The 16878-nt window shown below is 60.5% G+C and carries 12 protein-coding genes; 2 read left to right on the top strand and 10 right to left on the bottom strand.

What is annotated here, in order from left to right; all coding sequences use genetic code 11:
- Nucleotides 1-140: 140 nt before the first annotated feature.
- From EJA71_RS08895 to EJA71_RS08865, 7 genes are all read right to left on the bottom strand, one after another.
- Entirely contained in the window at nucleotides 141-1778 is a 1638-nt protein-coding gene (locus EJA71_RS08895; RefSeq protein WP_158956042.1) for a BatD family protein, read from the bottom strand.
- Complete coding sequence (locus EJA71_RS08890) at nucleotides 1775-3511, bottom strand: tetratricopeptide repeat protein (protein WP_158956040.1); 1737 nt, start codon at nucleotides 3509-3511, stop codon at nucleotides 1775-1777. Before EJA71_RS08890 ends, EJA71_RS08895 begins: the two co-directional genes overlap by 4 nt.
- The gene (locus EJA71_RS08885; RefSeq protein WP_158956038.1) at nucleotides 3508-4587 is read right to left on the bottom strand and encodes a VWA domain-containing protein; all 1080 of its coding nucleotides are present in this window, start codon (nucleotides 4585-4587) and stop codon (nucleotides 3508-3510) included. The genes EJA71_RS08890 and EJA71_RS08885 overlap by 4 nt, the downstream gene beginning before the upstream one ends.
- Nucleotides 4580-5077, bottom strand: coding sequence for a DUF4381 domain-containing protein (locus EJA71_RS08880; RefSeq protein ID WP_158956036.1), 498 nt, complete (start codon nucleotides 5075-5077; stop codon nucleotides 4580-4582). Before EJA71_RS08880 ends, EJA71_RS08885 begins: the two co-directional genes overlap by 8 nt.
- Nucleotides 5074-6018, bottom strand: coding sequence for a DUF58 domain-containing protein (locus EJA71_RS08875; RefSeq protein WP_158956034.1), 945 nt, complete (start codon nucleotides 6016-6018; stop codon nucleotides 5074-5076). The genes EJA71_RS08880 and EJA71_RS08875 overlap by 4 nt, the downstream gene beginning before the upstream one ends.
- Before the next feature lie 5 nt (nucleotides 6019-6023).
- Nucleotides 6024-6983 (bottom strand): MoxR family ATPase, encoded by a 960-nt coding sequence (locus EJA71_RS08870; protein WP_007913915.1) that lies wholly within the window; start codon nucleotides 6981-6983, stop codon nucleotides 6024-6026.
- A gap of 292 nt (nucleotides 6984-7275) precedes the next feature.
- Nucleotides 7276-7629, bottom strand: coding sequence for a hypothetical protein (locus EJA71_RS08865; protein WP_158956032.1), 354 nt, complete (start codon nucleotides 7627-7629; stop codon nucleotides 7276-7278).
- A gap of 359 nt (nucleotides 7630-7988) precedes the next feature.
- Between EJA71_RS08865 and EJA71_RS08860 the strand changes: the two genes are divergently transcribed.
- Together EJA71_RS08860 and EJA71_RS08855 are read left to right on the top strand one after the other, a co-directional pair.
- Nucleotides 7989-9383, top strand: coding sequence for a hypothetical protein (locus EJA71_RS08860; RefSeq protein WP_158956030.1), 1395 nt, complete (start codon nucleotides 7989-7991; stop codon nucleotides 9381-9383).
- A gap of 480 nt (nucleotides 9384-9863) precedes the next feature.
- Nucleotides 9864-14759, top strand: coding sequence for an NAD-glutamate dehydrogenase (locus EJA71_RS08855; RefSeq protein WP_158956028.1), 4896 nt, complete (start codon nucleotides 9864-9866; stop codon nucleotides 14757-14759).
- Between the two features lie 170 nt (nucleotides 14760-14929).
- Here EJA71_RS08855 and EJA71_RS08850 read toward each other — a convergent pair whose 3' ends face one another.
- The 3 genes from EJA71_RS08850 to EJA71_RS08840 all read right to left on the bottom strand — a co-directional run bounded on the left by EJA71_RS08850 (nucleotide 14930) and on the right by EJA71_RS08840 (nucleotide 16794).
- Nucleotides 14930-15643 carry an ATPase gene (locus tag EJA71_RS08850; protein ID WP_158956026.1) on the bottom strand — a complete coding sequence of 238 codons (714 nt, stop codon included), beginning with the start codon at nucleotides 15641-15643 and terminating at the stop codon, nucleotides 14930-14932.
- A 229-nt stretch (nucleotides 15644-15872) separates the two neighbouring features.
- Nucleotides 15873-16277, bottom strand: a complete 405-nt coding sequence (locus tag EJA71_RS08845) for a cupin domain-containing protein (RefSeq protein WP_158956024.1) — start codon at nucleotides 16275-16277, stop codon at nucleotides 15873-15875.
- A gap of 223 nt (nucleotides 16278-16500) precedes the next feature.
- Complete coding sequence (locus EJA71_RS08840; RefSeq protein ID WP_158956022.1) at nucleotides 16501-16794, bottom strand: antibiotic biosynthesis monooxygenase family protein; 294 nt, start codon at nucleotides 16792-16794, stop codon at nucleotides 16501-16503.
- Nucleotides 16795-16878: the final 84 nt, after the last annotated feature.

The raw sequence follows: 16878 nt of genomic DNA, 5'->3' as shown, positions 1-16878 counted from the left end.
GGACTCCGAAAAGAATAAGGTGATGGCCGCAGGAATGAAGAGGCGGCGAAAGTGGGGGAGAGTTTACAGATTATTGCGGTGGGAGGGCTTGTGACCGACGCTTATGTATGAGCTGCCGAAGGCTGCGATCTTTTGATCTTTTACTTCGGATAAAGCGGCGGCAAGCCGCTATCGCCCACCGGATCCTGCACGCGCTCCAAGGCCGGAATCGTGCGGATCGCTCGCCACAAATCCTCACCCTGCCAATGCTGCCCCGTCTCGCTGTACAGCGCGCCGTTGAGACCGTCGAGGGCGTCGGACAGCGGCACAAACCGCGCCGCCATGTCTGCCAATGTTTCCGGTTGTTGACGCGCCCACGCATCCAGCGCCTGCCGCGTCGCTTGCGGGTCATTGGCCTGGCTCGCGCGTTTGATGTCATCCATCAGCGTGCGCGGGCTCGGGCCGGTTTGTGCGGCGCGGTGCACCGCCGGTTGCCAGCGGGCGCGCCACCACAGGCCGAAGCCGAGGAGGGTGGTGCAGGCGAGGATCAGCGTGCTGAGTTTCCACCACCACAACACATCGTTATCGACGACGCTCGGTTGCAGCGTACCGGCCGGCGTGTCGACCTGCAGGCTCGGGTTGTTGGCCACTTGAAGCGTGCGCGCCGGCAGGCTGCTGTGTTCCAGGTGATCTTCGAAGGTGTTCCACCAGACCACGTCCACCGTTGGCAGGTCGATTGCGCCACTGCGGCTCGGCACCAGGGCTTCGCGTTCTTCGCGGCTGCCGACGATGCCCCGGTCAGTGCTCTGGTTGCTCAGCACGGGTTGGTCGGGGTAGCGGCGCAGGCCGTTGACGTCGGTGGCGGGCAGGGCGGGCAATTGCGAGGCGGCGAGGCCTTCGACTTTCAATGTCAGGCTGCGGGTCAGCGAGTCGCCGACCTGGGTGTGTTCCGGTTCAGGGTTCCAGCTCTCGCTCAGGCTCAGGCTGCGCGCCGGCAGCCACGGCGCATCGGCGGGATAGGTCAGCGGTTTGGGTTTGACCGTCAGCGACATCTGCGCCGAGCTGACGCGCATCAGTTTGCCGGGTTTCGGTCCTTGCGCGGCGGCGTCCTGCGCCGGCTGGGTATCGACCAGCGTCGCACTGAATGTCTGCGGCGCGATGTTGAGCAAGCCGCTGTGCTGCGGATAGATCGCATAACGCATCTCGATGACGCCGTGGCGCACACCCTTGATGTCTTTTTCATAGGTGCGGGTGTCGCCGAGCTGCTCGATGCGCGCATCGGCGATTTGCAACGGGGTCAGGCTGCTGTCGTCGTACAGCGACACCGAGTGATAAATGCGCAGGGTCAGGATGGCCTGGGCCTGCACGTAGACGCTGGTCTGATCGAGGCTGGCTTCGATGAACACCGGATCAAGGCTGTTCTTGTCTTCGCGGGCATCGCTTTCGACCACTTGCACGGTAATCGGCTCGCTTTGCGCGTCGCCCAGTTGCAGCGGTGCAATCACCACGCTGCCGGTCTCTTTCGGCAGCAGGGTGACGATCCAGCGCGTGGTCGCGCGGTTGTCACCATTGAGCGTGTTCAACTGGTTGACCTGCCGCGTGCCACGCACTTCGAACAGCGGCTCCAGCGGTGTCAGGTCAGGTTTGCCGAACTGGGTGACGTCGCTGGTTTCGAGAGTGAGCTCGACCGTCTCGCCGGAGTTGAGGCGACTGCGATCCACGCTGGCGGTCAGCTCGGCCGCCTGAGCGGTGGTCGTGCAGAGCAACAGGGGCAGCAAGAGAGCGGTGAAGCGGGTCATCGAGTGTTTTCCTGATCCTGATGTTGTTGCTGTTCGTACCAGAATTTGCGTCGCAGCAATTCGCCCGGATCGTCCGGGATCTTGCCCAGCCATTGTTCCAGTGCCTGCCGTTGTTCGCCTTCGAGGTTGTCCTCAGTGGGGCGCAGGGTGGGCACGGTGTCCGTTTCCTCTTCCTCGTCGCTGCCCGGAATTTCATCGGGGCCCGGTTGCGGCGGCGTGGTCGGCGGTGGTTCGTTGGCCGGTTCGGCGGGCTGCGTGTCGCCCTGAACTTCACTTTTCACTGCAGGCGGTGGCGTGGTCGCCGGTGGCGGCTCATCGCCGGGCAAGCTTTGCTCCGTCGGTTTCTGTTCTGGCTCAGCGGGCGGCGGCGTGTGTTTCTGTTTCAGCAGGTTTTCCACCAGCGCCTTGTTGGTCTGTGCCGGGCGCAGATCCGGTTGCAGTTCCAGCGCCTGCTCGTAGGCATCGATGGCGGCGTCCAGCTCACCGCTTTTTGCCAAAGCGTTGCCACGATTGTAGTGGGCGCGGGCGTCACTGCCTTCGGCGAAACGCTGGGCGGCGCCACTGTAGTCGCCGGCCTCGTACAACGCCACCCCTTGCCACTGGTGATCGTCAAAATGCGCCGCCGCTTCGGCCGGGCGTTTCTGTTTGAGCAGATGCAGGCCTTGTTGATCGGGGCGCAGCCACAGGTCTTCGAAGTCGAAAGCGTAGCTCGGCTGCGGCAGGCAGAACAGTAATGGCAGGCAAAACAGCCAGCCCCGTCGGCCGGCGCAGGCGGCGAGCAGCAACAGCGGCAACAGCAGCCAGTAACCCTGATCGGCCCAGGTATCGAGGCGCACGGTCTGACCGTCGTCACGCAGGCTGCGCGGGCCATTGAGCAGGCCGAGTGCGCCGAGATCGGCTTCGTCGAGCCGGGCAGGGTGGTATTCGCCGCCGACGCTATTCATAAACGCCGCGAGGCCCGGGCTGTCGAGTTGCGGTACGCGAATCGCGCCTTGCTCGTCCTTGAGGAAACTGCCGTCCTCCTGGGCAATCGGCGCGCCTTCGGCGGTGCCGATGCCGAGCATCAACAGTTGTGCGGATTCACCGCTCAGCGCGCGGCGAATGCCTTGGCGTTCCTGTTCATCGAGCGACGAACCGATCAACAGAATCCGCCCCTGACCGAGCGCGCCTTGTTTGAGCAAGGCCAGCGCTTTGATCACGGCCAGATCGGCACGATGGCCGCTTTCCGGCATCAGCGACGGTTTGAGTGCGTCGAGCAAGTTGCGACTGGTCGCCAGATCATCCGAAAGCGGCACCAGTGTGTGCGCGCTGCCGGCGTAAACGACGATGGCGGTCTGCGCATCGCTGCGTGCCTGCAACAGATCGAAGAGCTTGCGCCGCGCCTGCTCCAGTCGCGTCGGCGGCGAGTCGGTGGCGAGCATTTCCGGGGTCAGTTCGAGCACCACCACCAACGGGTCGGCGGGTTTCTGGCTGGTCTGTTCGACACGCTCCCAGCTCGGCCCAAGCAGCGCGAGAATCGTCAGCAGCCACGCAGCGCCGAGGGCAATCCACGGCAGTTTGCTGTCGCGACCATTACCGCCGCTAAGCAGGGCGGAATGAAACGCCGGCGGCAGAATCATCTGCCAGCGTCCGGCGCGCTTCTGCCGGTGCCAGAGCTGCCAGATCAGCCAGCCGAGCAGCGGCAACAGCAGCAACGACCAAGGACGGAACCAGTGCGGCCAGAGCGCGATCATCGACGCCTCCGCAAACGCAGGCGCTTCAAACGATCACGCCAGTCGGGCAGCGGACTTTGCAGATACAGCTCCTTGGTAAACAGGCGTTGCAACGGGTTGTCCGGCCACAGTTCGCGGGCCACCAGCAACAGGCTCAGCCACAAGGACAGCGCCAGAGGCCAGTGATACAAGGCTTGCGCTGGACGGGCCTGGGTCGGTTGCTGGGTCACCGGTTCGAGTTGATCGAGGGTGTCTTTGATCGCTTGCAGTTCTTTGCCGTCGTGGGCGCGGAAATACTGGCCGCCGGTGACTTCGGCAATGGCTTTGAGCGCCGGCTCGTCGAGGTCCAGGCTCGGATTGACGCCGAGCAGGCCGGTCGAACCACTGTCTTCAGGATTGGCGCCGATGCCGATCGGGTAAATCTTCACGCCTTCGCTGGCGGCCAGTTTCGCGGCGGTCAGCGGATCAATCTCGCCGCCATTGTTGGCGCCGTCGGTGACCAGAATCAGCACGCGGCTTTGCGCTGGGCGCATGCGCAGGCGTTTCAGGCCCAGACCAATGGCGTCGCCGATGGCGGTGTTCTTGCCGGCAATGCCGATGCGCGCTTCATCCAGCCAGACCCGCACGGTGCGGCGGTCAAAGGTCAGCGGTGCTTGCAGGTAGGCCTGGCTGCCGAACAGGATCAGGCCGACGCGATCGCCATCACGGCTTTCAAGGAAGTCGCCGAGCAAATGCTGCACCAGCGCGAGGCGGCTGACTTCTTCGTCCTGCCACTGCATGTCGGGGAAATCCATCGAGCCGGAAACGTCCACGGCCACCAGCAGATCACGGCCACTGGCGGCAATCGGCAGCGGTTCGCCGAGCCATTGCGGGCGGGCAGCGGCGGTCAGCAACAGCAGCCACAGAAGCATGAACGGTGCTTGCTGGCGCCACGCCGGCAGGTTGGCGCGGGCGCGGCGACGGGCGAGGCCTTCGAGATCGGAGAGGAAGCTGACTTTCAGGGCCGGCTCGCCGCTGTCGGCCACTGGCAGCACCAGGCGCATCAACCACGGCAATGGCAACAGCGCAAAGATCCACGGCCAGGCGAACTCAAACATGTTTGCGAATCCACGTGTCGACGGCTTGAGTCAGGCCAGCGATGGCCTTGTCGTCGAGTTTGCATTCCGGTTTGTACGCGCCTTCGACCAGCACCATCCAGCGCGTCAGGCCCGCCGCCGGGCAGCGGTTATCGAGGAACGCCAGCCATTTGCGGCCATTGAGTGTGTGGCTCTGGCTGTAGGGGTAATGGTTGCGACACAGGCGTTTGAGCAGGCCGTTGAGTTGCTGCAACCAGGCACCGGCCGGGGCGCCGTCGTAGGGTTTGGGCATTTGCGCCAGTTCCGCGAGGGCGGCGATGCGCACCGGATCCAGCGGTTGCTCGGCGCGGACGATCGGGCGTTTCTTCATCGGAATAAAGCCCCGCAGCCGCCACACGGCGTAACCGAGCAGCGGCAACAACAGAAGCAGCAGCCACCAGCCCGGCGCCGGTGGCCAAAAGGCAATCGGTGGCGGCGAGATCAGCGGTTGCAGTTGCTCGAGGCCGTTCATCGACCTTTCCCCGGACGCTGCGGATTGAGGAACTCGCGCATCTGCTCGACCATTTCACTCTGCGTACTCAGCGGCATCAGCAGTACTCGCAGCTTTTGCGCGAGCAATTCCCAGCGGGCGATACGCGCTTCGGCCTGAGCGCGGTAGGTCTGGCGCAGGTCGAAGTTCAGCGTGTCGAGTTCCAGCTGCGCGCCACGCTCGGCAAATCTGAGCAGGCCGGCAGCGGGGAGGGCGTGATCCAGCGGGTCGGAAATCGGCAGCATCAGCAGGTCGCAATGCCGCGACAACAGGCTCAACTGTTGCTCGGCGCTCTCGGACAACGCGCGCTCATCGCAGATCACGATGGCCAGACTGCCCGGACGCAGCACTTCACGGGCACGGCGCAGGGCTACGCCAAACGCATCGCGATCCGGTTCGCGCTCGCTGTGCAGCGATTGATTGACTTTGACCAAGCGGTTGAGCAGTTGCAGCAGGCTCTGTTTGCTGCGTCGTGGCTTGATTTCGTAGTGCTCGTTGTCGCCGAACACCAGCCCGCCGACCCGGTCGTTGTGGCCGAGTGCGGCCCAGCCGATCAGCGCTGCGACTTGCGCCGCCAACACCGATTTGAACATCAGCCCGGAACCGAAAAACAGTCGCGTGCTCTGCTCGACCATGATGAAAATCGGTCGCTCGCGCTCTTCATGGAACAGTTTGGTGTGCGGCTCCTGGGTGCGTGCGGTGACGCGCCAGTCGATGGTGCGCACATCGTCGCCCGCCTGATACACCCGCACCTGATCGAAGTCGACGCCGCGACCACGGAATTTCGAGTGGTGCAGGCCGATCAGCGGGCTGCGCTGGCTCGGCGTGGAAAACAGCTGCACTTCGCGCACGCGGTGACGCATCTCGATCAGCTCGGCGAGGCTGATGCGGATGCCCGGTTCGGACGGCAGAGGGGCGTTCATGGGGGTCAAGCGACGGCTACGACGTCGAGAATCCGCTGCACCACGCGATCCTGATCGATGCCAGCGGCTTCGGCTTCAAACGACAAAATGATGCGGTGACGCAACACATCGAACAGCACCGCTTGAATGTCTTCCGGGCTGACGAAGTCACGCCCGGCCAGCCATGCATGGGCACGGGCGCAGCGGTCGAGAGCAATCGAGCCACGCGGGCTGGCGCCGTAGGCGATCCACTCGGCCATTTCCGGGTCGAACTTGGCCGGGTTGCGCGTGGCCATGACCAGTTGCACCAGGTATTCCTCCACGGCGTCGGCCATGTACAGACCGAGGATTTCCTTGCGTGCGGCGAAGATCGCCTGCTGACTGACGCGGCGCTCGGGCTTGGTCTCACCGTTCAGCGCTTCGCCACGGGCCTGCTGGAGGATGCGGCGTTCGACGGCGGCATCGGGGAATCCGATTTTCACGTGCATCAGGAAGCGGTCGAGTTGCGCTTCGGGCAGCGGATAGGTGCCTTCCTGCTCGATCGGGTTTTGCGTGGCCATCACCAGAAACAGCGGCGACAACTCATAAGTGCTGCGCCCGACGCTGACCTGACGTTCGGCCATGGCTTCGAGCAGTGCCGATTGCACCTTGGCCGGGGCGCGGTTGATTTCGTCCGCCAGCACCAGGTTGTGAAAGATCGGTCCTTGCTGGAACACGAAACTGCCGGTTTCCGGACGATAGATCTCCGTGCCGGTGATGTCGGCGGGCAACAGGTCAGGGGTGAACTGGATGCGATGGAACTGGGCTTCGATGCCCTCGGCGAGTTCTTTGATCGCTTTGGTCTTGGCCAGACCCGGAGCACCCTCGACCAGCATGTGGCCGTCGGCGAGCAGGGCGATGAGCAAACGCTCGATGAGTTTTTCCTGGCCGAGAATCTGCGTTGAAAGAAAGGTTCGCAGCGCCAGCAGCGCTTCACGATGTTCCATCGGTGACTGTTCCTGGAAAGGGGTGGCCACCGGCGTTCGGATAACGCCGGGGCTGGGGGCGTTACTTTAATCCATCGCAGGGGGTGGCGACTAACGGCATTTTGCGCAAAGTGCGGGAAATGATTGGGGGAATTGTTGGATTTTTGTAGCCGGGGGAGTGTTGAGGTGGCGGTTCTGGCCTCATCGCTGGCAAGCCAGCTCCCACAGTGATCGATGTGTTGCACAAATCGCATGCATACCATTGAAACCTGTGGGAGTTGGCTTGCCAGCGATGAGGCCAGTCCAGGCGGCATCAAACTTCGTTAATGAAGGTACCGGTCCCATCAAGGATATTCTTGAGGGTCTCAGCAACCTCATCCAGATCCACCATGTCCGGGTTAAAGCTGATCTCCAGCACATCATCGCCATTCAAAGCATCAGCATCCGCCGCCGCAATCTCGATCTTCAACAGCGTCGACGTCAACGTGACCTTCACCCCATCCAGCGTCGACGGCTCGCCATCCAGCGTGATTTCCAGCTCGTCCTCGTCCGGGTAGCGGCTCATCAGGAACATGTCACCCTTGTCGCTGTGGCAGCAGAGCATGGCCATGTTGTCTTCTTCGTCATCGCACGGGTTGACGATGAGTAGGGCGGTGGTCATTTGCATGGGGGGAATTCCTGGCCGAGGTGGCGCTAAGTGCAATCGAAAGCGCAATTTTGCCAGCCTTGGCGCATTTGTGCTGCCCCTTGCGCAGGCAAGAGCTGTTGCGCAGCGATTTTTGGTTATTGATAGTGGTAATAACGCTGCCCGTAAGACTTGGCAGAATCAATAAAGAAGGAAGTTTCCTGCGGATGCGTCTTAGGGCGCAGCGTGAAGTTTCCTAAGGCGTTGCAGGAGAATTTCCCTCTCGGCATTTAATCGACGTTTCCTGCTTTTTCGCTTGTTTTCTCGACATGTGTGCCATTATTTTCGCCATTCGAACGCAAAGGAGTGCGTAAACAAAACTTAAAAAAGGACCTCTTTCAATGAGTCAATATTTCCAGCGCGCAGAGGAGATCGCGCACTTGTCCGACGATCTGGTCGAGCAGCTTTACCAGCGCTATCTGGACGGGGAAAAAAGTGCCGCACTGATGGCCGAGTTTCAAATCCCGGCCACGGTCCGCAGTTTGCTCAAAGTGCTGCCGCCGATCGTCAGTCCGGATCTGAAGTGTCCTTATTGCGATTTGCCTATGTGGGTGCGCCGGCACGCGAGGGGCACGCCGGTCTCGCAGCGTCATCCGTTCAAGTGCGTGCGGTGCGAACACCGCTATTCTGCGGCCGCCCGGAATGGCCGACGCACGGCGTGTAATTGCCAGGCATGCTTCAAGGTTCATCAGCAACAACTGGCGGCGCAGGCCGAGCGAGATCGGCGGGAACTTGAATCGCGCTACGGTACGCCGTGCCCCGCAGTGCCTTATTCGGCGCTGGGGTTTGTGCAGAAACTGACGTTGCTGGCCTTGCTCGACGACGGCAGTGGCAACCAGCACGAATGGATCGCTCCGCTGGGCGCGCCTTCGCGAAACGAGCAACTCGCAATGACCACCGAGGCCAGCGAAGACCGGCTGAAGAGCCTGTATGAGGCCGGCGTGTTAATGGTTGCGACGAGTTCTGACATCAGAGCTTTTGATCGCACCGAGGGTTGCAGTATCAGCGACTATTCAGCGGTGCGCTGGCTGCCCAATGTTGCGCTCGGCGGAACTGCGCGTTGTACTCGGGAAAGTTTGTACCTGGCGCTCTATCATGAATTGTCCGGCGACGTTCAGGCTGCCTGGAAGAGCGAACTCTACGGATTGATCTTCGATCTGGCCCGGGAAGAGTCGCTGCAATACATCCGCGTGCTGGCCAATGAAGTCAGTTTCGCGTTCACGGCCGAGGCGCGTGCTGACACCGTGGTCGGGCAACTCTTGCAGGATTTTTCCGTGAGTCAGCTCTACTACTTCGCCCGTCTGGCGGTGAAAAATGCCGCGCACTTCTACGCCACCGGCAATTCCAAAGGGCGCAACCACGCGTCCAACACCATCCCGCGCAATATGCTCGGCACCGCGCAGGATGCCCTGACGCGAAACTGGCGCAAAAACGCCCACCGCGATTCGCGGGTACCGCAATCGGCGTTAAACCGGTTGTTGTACGACGTGGTGCTCAAGGACAGCGGCGCGGGGTTTTCCAAATCGCCGGGCATGTACTGGCGCGACGAACTGGTGCCGCAGTTCTTTTCGGGCGCGGCGTTCGACAGTGATCTGATCGGCCATTTGAAGCTGTTTTGCCGCGAGTGCGACTCCAGCAACATCGACGCCAGCATGGACAAGTTGATCCTCAAAACCATGTGCTACGACTGCGCCACCATCAGCCAATTCAGAGCCTACGAAGACTGGCCGGACTGATCCGCGTCAACCGCAGCTGCTGAACCCAATGCCACGCTCAGGGTCGATTAAACGTCCCTGGGCGTTTTCGTTTCTGGATATGTAGCGTCGCGTAGGCTGTTTCTGGCACGAAAGTCCCGTAAAACCGGGCGCTCGGGCGGTCATTTTTCCTCGTGGCTGCTAGTGTTTAACGTTGCACAGGCCTTTGTTTACGTGCCAATGACCGAATATGTCGCAGCACCGCAAGCAGACACATTGTCGCACCCTTTAAGCTGCGCAACGGATGAGCACCCGTAAAGGCATTGCCGGCGACCCTGGCAGTCGCTTTTGCAGATGCTCATTCAATGGAAGGTGAATGTGACCTCAGTGTCTCGTCCAGCTTCACCCACCTGTCTCCCTGTTTCCTCTGCCCGAGAATCAGGAACAGGGCGACACAAGCCCCGAAAGGGGTGTTGCACGCGACGCTTTCCATCAATAACAAGCTTAAGCGGAGTACCACAGATGGCGTTCTTCACCGCAGCCAGCAAAGCCGACTTCCAGCACCAACTGCAAGCGGCACTGGCGCAGCACATCAGTGAACAGGCACTGCCACAAGTGGCGCTGTTCGCTGAACAATTCTTCGGCATCATTTCTCTGGACGAGCTGACTCAACGTCGCCTCTCCGACCTCGCTGGCTGTACTCTTTCCGCGTGGCGCCTGCTTGAGCGCTTCGATCACGCGCAACCGCAAGTGCGCGTCTACAACCCTGATTACGAGCGTCATGGCTGGCAGTCGACCCACACTGCGGTCGAAGTTCTGCACCATGACCTGCCATTTCTGGTCGACTCGGTTCGTACCGAACTGAACCGTCGCGGCTACAGCATCCACACCCTGCAAACCACCGTGCTCAGCGTGCGCCGTGGCAGCAAGGGCGAGTTGCTGGAAATCCTGCCGAAGGGCAGCACCGGCGAAGGCGTTCTGCACGAATCGCTGATGTACCTGGAAATCGACCGCTGCGCCAACGCGGCCGAACTGAATGTGCTGAGCAAAGAGCTGGAACAGGTTCTCGGTGAAGTCCGCGTCGCGGTCGCCGATTTCGAACCGATGAAAGCCAAGGTGCAGGACATCCTCACCCAGCTCGACAACAGTGCATTTGCCATTGATGCCGACGAAAAGAACGAAATCAAAAGCTTCCTGGAATGGCTGGTGGGCAACCACTTCACCTTCCTGGGCTACGAAGAATTCGTGGTTACCGATCAGGCCGATGGCGGCCACATCGAGTACGACCAGAACTCCTTCCTCGGCCTGACCAAACTGCTGCGCACCGGCCTGACCTACGAAGACCTGCGCATCGAAGACTACGCCGTTGCCTACCTGCGCGAACCGACCCTGCTGTCGTTCGCCAAGGCTGCGCACCCGAGCCGTGTGCACCGTCCGGCTTACCCGGATTACGTGTCGATCCGTGAAATCGACGCCGACGGCAAAGTCATCAAGGAACACCGTTTCATGGGCCTGTACACCTCCTCGGTGTATGGCGAGAGCGTGCGGGTCATCCCGTTCATCCGCCGTAAGGTCGAAGAAATCGAAACCCGCTCCGGCTTCCAGTCCAAGGCTCACCTGGGCAAGGAACTGGCGCAGGTGCTTGAAGTATTGCCGCGTGATGACCTGTTCCAGACCCCGGTCGACGAACTGTTCACCACCGTGATGTCGATCGTGCAGATCCAGGAACGCAACAAGATCCGCGTGTTCCTGCGCAAAGACCCGTACGGTCGTTTCTGCTACTGCCTGGCCTACGTGCCGCGCGACATCTACTCCACCGAAGTTCGCCAGAAAATCCAGCAAGTGCTGATGGAGCGCCTGAAGGCTTCCGATTGCGAATTCTGGACGTTCTTCTCCGAGTCGGTACTGGCGCGCGTGCAGTTGATCCTGCGTGTCGACCCGAAAAACCGTCTCGACATCGACCCGGTGCTGCTGGAAAAAGAAGTCGTGCAAGCCTGCCGCAGCTGGCAGGACGATTACGCCGCACTGACCGTCGAAAGCTTCGGCGAAGCCCACGGCACCAACGTGCTGGCGGATTTCCCGAAAGGCTTCCCGGCCGGCTACCGTGAGCGTTTCGCTGCGCATTCGGCCGTGGTCGACATGCAGCATCTGCTAAGCCTCAACGAAAAAAATCCGCTGGTGATGAGCTTCTATCAGCCGCTCGGTCAGGTCTCCGGCCAGCGCGAGCTGCATTGCAAGCTGTACCACGCCGACACGCCGCTGGCGCTGTCCGACGTGCTGCCGATCCTGGAAAACCTCGGCCTGCGCGTACTGGGTGAATTCCCGTATCGCCTGCGTCACACCAATGGCCGCGAGTTCTGGATTCACGACTTCGCGTTCACCGCCGCTGAAGGTCTCGACCTCGACATCCAGCAACTCAACGACACCCTGCAAGACGCGTTCGTCCACATCGTTCGTGGCGACGCCGAGAACGATGCGTTCAACCGTCTGGTGCTGACCGCCGGCCTGCCATGGCGCGACGTGGCGCTGCTGCGTGCTTACGCGCGTTACCTGAAGCAGATTCGTCTGGGCTTCGATCTGGGTTACATCGCCAGCACCCTGAACAACCACACCGACATCGCTCGCGAGCTGACCCGGTTGTTCAAGACCCGCTTCTATCTGGCACGCAAGCTCAGCGACGAAGATCTGGAAGACAAGCAACAGCGTCTGGAACAGGCGATTCTGACCGCACTGGACGACGTCCAGGTGCTCAACGAAGACCGCATCCTGCGTCGTTACCTCGACCTGATCAAAGCGACCCTGCGCACCAACTTCTATCAGACTGATGCCAACGGCCAGAACAAGTCGTACTTCAGCTTCAAGTTCAACCCGCACGCGATCCCTGAACTGCCGAAGCCAGTGCCGAAGTTCGAAATCTTCGTTTACTCGCCGCGCGTTGAAGGCGTGCACCTGCGCTTCGGTAACGTCGCTCGCGGCGGTCTGCGCTGGTCCGACCGTGAAGAAGACTTCCGTACCGAAGTCCTCGGCCTGGTAAAAGCTCAACAAGTGAAGAACTCGGTCATCGTGCCAGTGGGTGCGAAGGGCGGCTTCCTGCCGCGTCGCCTGCCACTGGGCGGCAGCCGTGACGAGATTGCGGCCGAAGGCATCGCCTGCTACCGCATCTTCATTTCCGGTCTGTTGGACATCACCGACAACCTGAAAGACGGCGCGCTGGTGCCGCCATTGAACGTGGTGCGCCACGACGATGACGACCCGTACCTGGTAGTGGCAGCGGACAAGGGCACTGCAACCTTCTCCGACATCGCCAACGGCATCGCCATCGATTACGGCTTCTGGCTGGGTGACGCGTTTGCGTCGGGTGGTTCGGCCGGTTACGACCACAAGAAAATGGGCATTACCGCCAAAGGCGCGTGGGTCGGCGTACAACGTCACTTCCGCGAGCGCGGCATCAATGTTCAGGAAGACAGCATCACCGTAGTGGGCGTCGGCGACATGGCCGGTGACGTGTTCGGTAACGGCCTGTTGATGTCCGACAAGCTGCAACTGGTCGCGGCCTTCAACCACTTGCACATCTTCATCGATCCAAACCCGAACCCGGCAACCAGTTTCGTCGAGCGTCAGCGCATGTTCGACCTGCCGCGTTCGGCCTGGACCGACTACGACACCAGCATCATGTCCGAAGGTGGCGGTATCTTCTCGCGCAGCGCGAAGAGCATCGCGATTTCCCCGCAGATGCAGGAACGTTTCGACATCAAGGCTGACAAGCTGACCCCGACCGAACTGCTGAACGCCTTGCTCAAGGCGCCAGTGGATCTGCTGTGGAACGGCGGTATCGGTACTTACGTCAAGGCCAGCACCGAAAGCCACGCTGACGTCGGCGACAAGGCCAACGACGCCCTGCGCGTCAACGGCAACGAGCTGCGCTGCAAAGTGGTGGGCGAGGGCGGTAACCTCGGCATGACCCAATTGGGGCGTGTGGAATTCGGTCTGAATGGCGGCGGTTCCAACACCGACTTCATCGACAACGCCGGTGGCGTGGACTGCTCCGACCACGAAGTGAACATCAAGATCCTGCTGAACGAAGTGGTTCAGGCCGGTGACATGACCGACAAGCAACGCAACCAGTTGCTGGCGAGCATGACCGACGAAGTCGGCAATCTGGTGCTGGGCAACAACTACAAGCAGACTCAGGCGCTGTCCCTGGCGGCACGTCGCGCTTATGCGCGCATCGCTGAGTACAAGCGTCTGATGGGCGATCTGGAAGGCCGTGGCAAGCTGGACCGTGCCATCGAGTTCCTGCCGACCGAAGAGCAGATCAACGAGCGCATTGCTGAGGGCCACGGTCTGACCCGTCCTGAGCTGTCGGTGCTGATCTCTTACAGCAAAATCGACCTCAAAGAGCAGCTGCTGGGCTCCTTGGTGCCGGACGACGATTACCTGACCCGCGACATGGAAACGGCGTTCCCGCCGAGCCTGGTCAGCAAGTTCTCCGAAGCCATGCGTCGTCACCGTCTGAAGCGCGAGATCGTCAGCACCCAGATCGCCAACGACCTGGTCAACCACATGGGCATCACCTTCGTTCAACGACTCAAAGAGTCGACCGGCATGAGCCCGGCGAACGTGGCTGGCGCTTATGTGATCGTGCGCGACATCTTCCACCTCCCGCACTGGTTCCGTCAGATCGAAGCGCTGGACTACCAAGTCAGTGCTGACGTACAGCTGGAGCTGATGGACGAGCTGATGCGCCTGGGCCGTCGCGCTACGCGCTGGTTCCTGCGTGCCCGCCGCAACGAGCAGAACGCTGCCCGTGACGTCGCGCATTTCGGTCCGCACCTGAAAGAGCTGGGCCTGAAACTCGACGAACTGCTGAGCGGCGAAATCCGTGAAAACTGGCAGGCGCGTTATCAGGCGTACGTCGAAGCCGGTGTACCGGAATTGCTGGCGCGTATGGTTGCGGGCACCTCGCACCTGTACACCTTGCTGCCGATCATCGAAGCCTCCGACGTGACTGGCCAGAATCCTGCTGAAGTGGCCAAGGCTTACTTCGCCGTGGGCAGTGCGCTGGACATCACCTGGTACCTGCAACAGATCAGCGCGCTGCCGGTTGAAAACAACTGGCAAGCCCTGGCCCGTGAAGCGTTCCGTGACGATGTCGACTGGCAGCAACGGGCGATCACCATCTCCGTCCTGCAACAGGGCGACGGCACTCAGGACGTGGAAGCACGCTTGGCGCTGTGGATGGAACAGCACGAAAGCATGATCTCGCGCTGGCGCGCCATGCTGGTGGAAATCCGTGCGGCAAGCGGCACGGACTACGCCATGTATGCGGTGGCCAACCGTGAACTGCTCGACCTGGCGTTGAGCGGGCAAGCGGTCGCGCCTGCTGTTGCTGCGAATGCCGAGCTTGAACTGGCGTAAGTAGTCGCTGAATGAGAAAGCCCCGGTGTCGTGAGATGCCGGGGCTTTTTTATGTCTGAAGTTTTTTTACTGGCTGTTATGGCCTCATCGCTGGCAAGCCAGCTCCCACAAGGATCGGGTGCACCACAATACCTGTGGGAGCTGGCTTGCCAGCGATGAGGCCAATACATTCAATACAACTTCTGACCTTGTTTATTATCGAGCATCGACACTTTATCCGCAGGCCTTGCGACTAAATTGTTGAGCGATTGGTCAAACTTCTGCAGCGCCCGAACTTGCACATCCTGCTGCTGATTAATATCCGCCACAATCTCTTCCGAACGTTTGAAGTCCGCCCACACCGGCGTCAGTTCCCGTGCGTCCGAACCTTTCGCCGTGCCGATATAGTTCAACTGCGCATCATAAAAATCGGCACTGACATCGGCCTTGATATCGGAGCTGCGCGAGGTAATCAACTGGCTGTGAGTGTCGATGATCGCCGTCACATCCGGTCTGGCCGCACGCAGGCTTTGCATGTCTGGATACACCGTCACCGAACCGAACTGGCGTTGCAGCGAGGCATTCACCCATTCCACGGCCATGTCCGGTTTCGAACTGGCGACGTAGGCGTCGTGGATCGGCTGCACCAGCAGGCTCTGGCCGAAACCGGTGCCGGCGTTGGCCTGATAGTCGCGCAGGTATTCGCGATTGGTCTGGGTGCTGGGGCTGTAGACCACGCCGAGCGATACGCCGGGACCGCTTTTGACCTGAGTGGCGCTGCTGCGGCCGGTCGGATGGGGCAGCAAAGTATCCAGAGATGAGACTGCTCTCGGGGCCGTAGGGACCGAGCACGCGGACAAGGTTAAAACCGATATAGCCAACACACTGGCAAACGCAAGTTTCATGGTGTTTCTCCCGTGAAACAACATCAGTCGGAAAGTTTCAAGTTGTCATCAATGATGACAGTTAATTCAGACTAAACCCGCCGCGTTGTAAATAACCTGACAATTTGCTGTCTGGTTTTGAGTTGAATAGTTTTATTTGCTGTAACCCGATCCGGTTAATTGCATCGGGATATAAAAAGGCGCAAATCATCGATTTGCGCCTTTTTATTTATGGCTGGCTAAACAACCATCAGTTTTTCAGCGGGATCAGCACTTGCTCATCCGGCGACAGCACCATGAACACCAGCAACTTGGCCGGCTTGGTTTTGCTGGCGTTTTTCGAGACCAAATGTTCGGAGCCGGCCGGTTCATACCAGAACTGACCCTTCTTGTACGTGATCGCCTGTTCGCCTTTCACCTGAGAGATCACTTCGCCTTCGAGCACGTAAGCCATCGCGGTGCCGTCGTGTTTGTGGGCGATGGAGGACTGGCCAGGTTTGTAGTCGACCTCGATCATCATGGCTTTTTTGCCGGGTGCGTTTTTCAGCATCTGGTCTTGGAGGACGGTGATTTTTTCCGAGGGGTCGTGGGCGAAGACGGCGGAGGTGCAGAGGCTCAGGGCCAGGGCAGAGGCGAGCAAGGTATGGCGTTTCATGGCGGGATACCTGTGAGGGTTAAGATGCAATCACAGTAGTCCGCGAGGTTGGGTAATCAAACGGCCAATATTCGGGAAGATCAGGTGACCAATTGGAAGTTATTCAGCGTGTTTGAGTACGCCATCGCTGGCAAGCCAGGCTCCCACAGGGTTCAGCGTCGTTCGATAATTTAATGAACGACACAAAACCTGTGGGAGCTGGCTTGCCAGCGATGGCGCCAGATCAGACGATGGGAAAGCTGTTGAAGTCCACACTATTGGCCAACCGACTATCGATCAAATCAATAAACCCCTGCGCCTCGGGCCGGTTGAAATGCGCCTGCATCGCCGCTTCCGACTGCCAGCGTGCACTGACCGTCCAGCGGTGGCTGTCCTCGGGGCAGCGGTCGACCAGGTAGGAATCGCAGCCCGGCGTTTCGCGCAGGGTTTCGACGATCCTCTGCAGTTGCCTGCCCAGTTCCTCCGAGCGGCCCGTGGCAGCCTGCACCTGTACCGTATTGATCACTTCGTTGGACATTGCTCACACTCCTGAATCAGGCCGGACGAATCCTGCTCACTGAGGGATAACGCCTGTGCAGAATAGGCCTGCACCCCCGGAACA

Origin of the sequence: Pseudomonas sp. PB106, assembly GCF_009764645.1 — a bacterium.
Lineage (GTDB): Bacteria > Pseudomonadota > Gammaproteobacteria > Pseudomonadales > Pseudomonadaceae > Aquipseudomonas.
The sequence above is the reverse complement of the archived record's forward strand: the minus strand, read 5'-3'. Positions and strand labels throughout refer to the sequence as shown.

Coding starts and splice junctions, on each gene's coding strand:
- EJA71_RS08895 (WP_158956042.1), bottom strand. CDS start 1,778: ATGACCCGCTTCACCGCTCTCTTGCTGCCCCTGTTGCTCTGCACGACC.
- EJA71_RS08890 (WP_158956040.1), bottom strand. CDS start 3,511: ATGATCGCGCTCTGGCCGCACTGGTTCCGTCCTTGGTCGTTGCTGCTG.
- EJA71_RS08885 (WP_158956038.1), bottom strand. CDS start 4,587: ATGTTTGAGTTCGCCTGGCCGTGGATCTTTGCGCTGTTGCCATTGCCG.
- EJA71_RS08880 (WP_158956036.1), bottom strand. CDS start 5,077: ATGAACGGCCTCGAGCAACTGCAACCGCTGATCTCGCCGCCACCGATT.
- EJA71_RS08875 (WP_158956034.1), bottom strand. CDS start 6,018: ATGAACGCCCCTCTGCCGTCCGAACCGGGCATCCGCATCAGCCTCGCC.
- EJA71_RS08870 (WP_007913915.1), bottom strand. CDS start 6,983: ATGGAACATCGTGAAGCGCTGCTGGCGCTGCGAACCTTTCTTTCAACG.
- EJA71_RS08865 (WP_158956032.1), bottom strand. CDS start 7,629: ATGCAAATGACCACCGCCCTACTCATCGTCAACCCGTGCGATGACGAA.
- EJA71_RS08860 (WP_158956030.1), top strand. CDS start 7,989: ATGAGTCAATATTTCCAGCGCGCAGAGGAGATCGCGCACTTGTCCGAC.
- EJA71_RS08855 (WP_158956028.1), top strand. CDS start 9,864: ATGGCGTTCTTCACCGCAGCCAGCAAAGCCGACTTCCAGCACCAACTG.
- EJA71_RS08850 (WP_158956026.1), bottom strand. CDS start 15,643: ATGAAACTTGCGTTTGCCAGTGTGTTGGCTATATCGGTTTTAACCTTG.
- EJA71_RS08845 (WP_158956024.1), bottom strand. CDS start 16,277: ATGAAACGCCATACCTTGCTCGCCTCTGCCCTGGCCCTGAGCCTCTGC.
- EJA71_RS08840 (WP_158956022.1), bottom strand. CDS start 16,794: ATGTCCAACGAAGTGATCAATACGGTACAGGTGCAGGCTGCCACGGGC.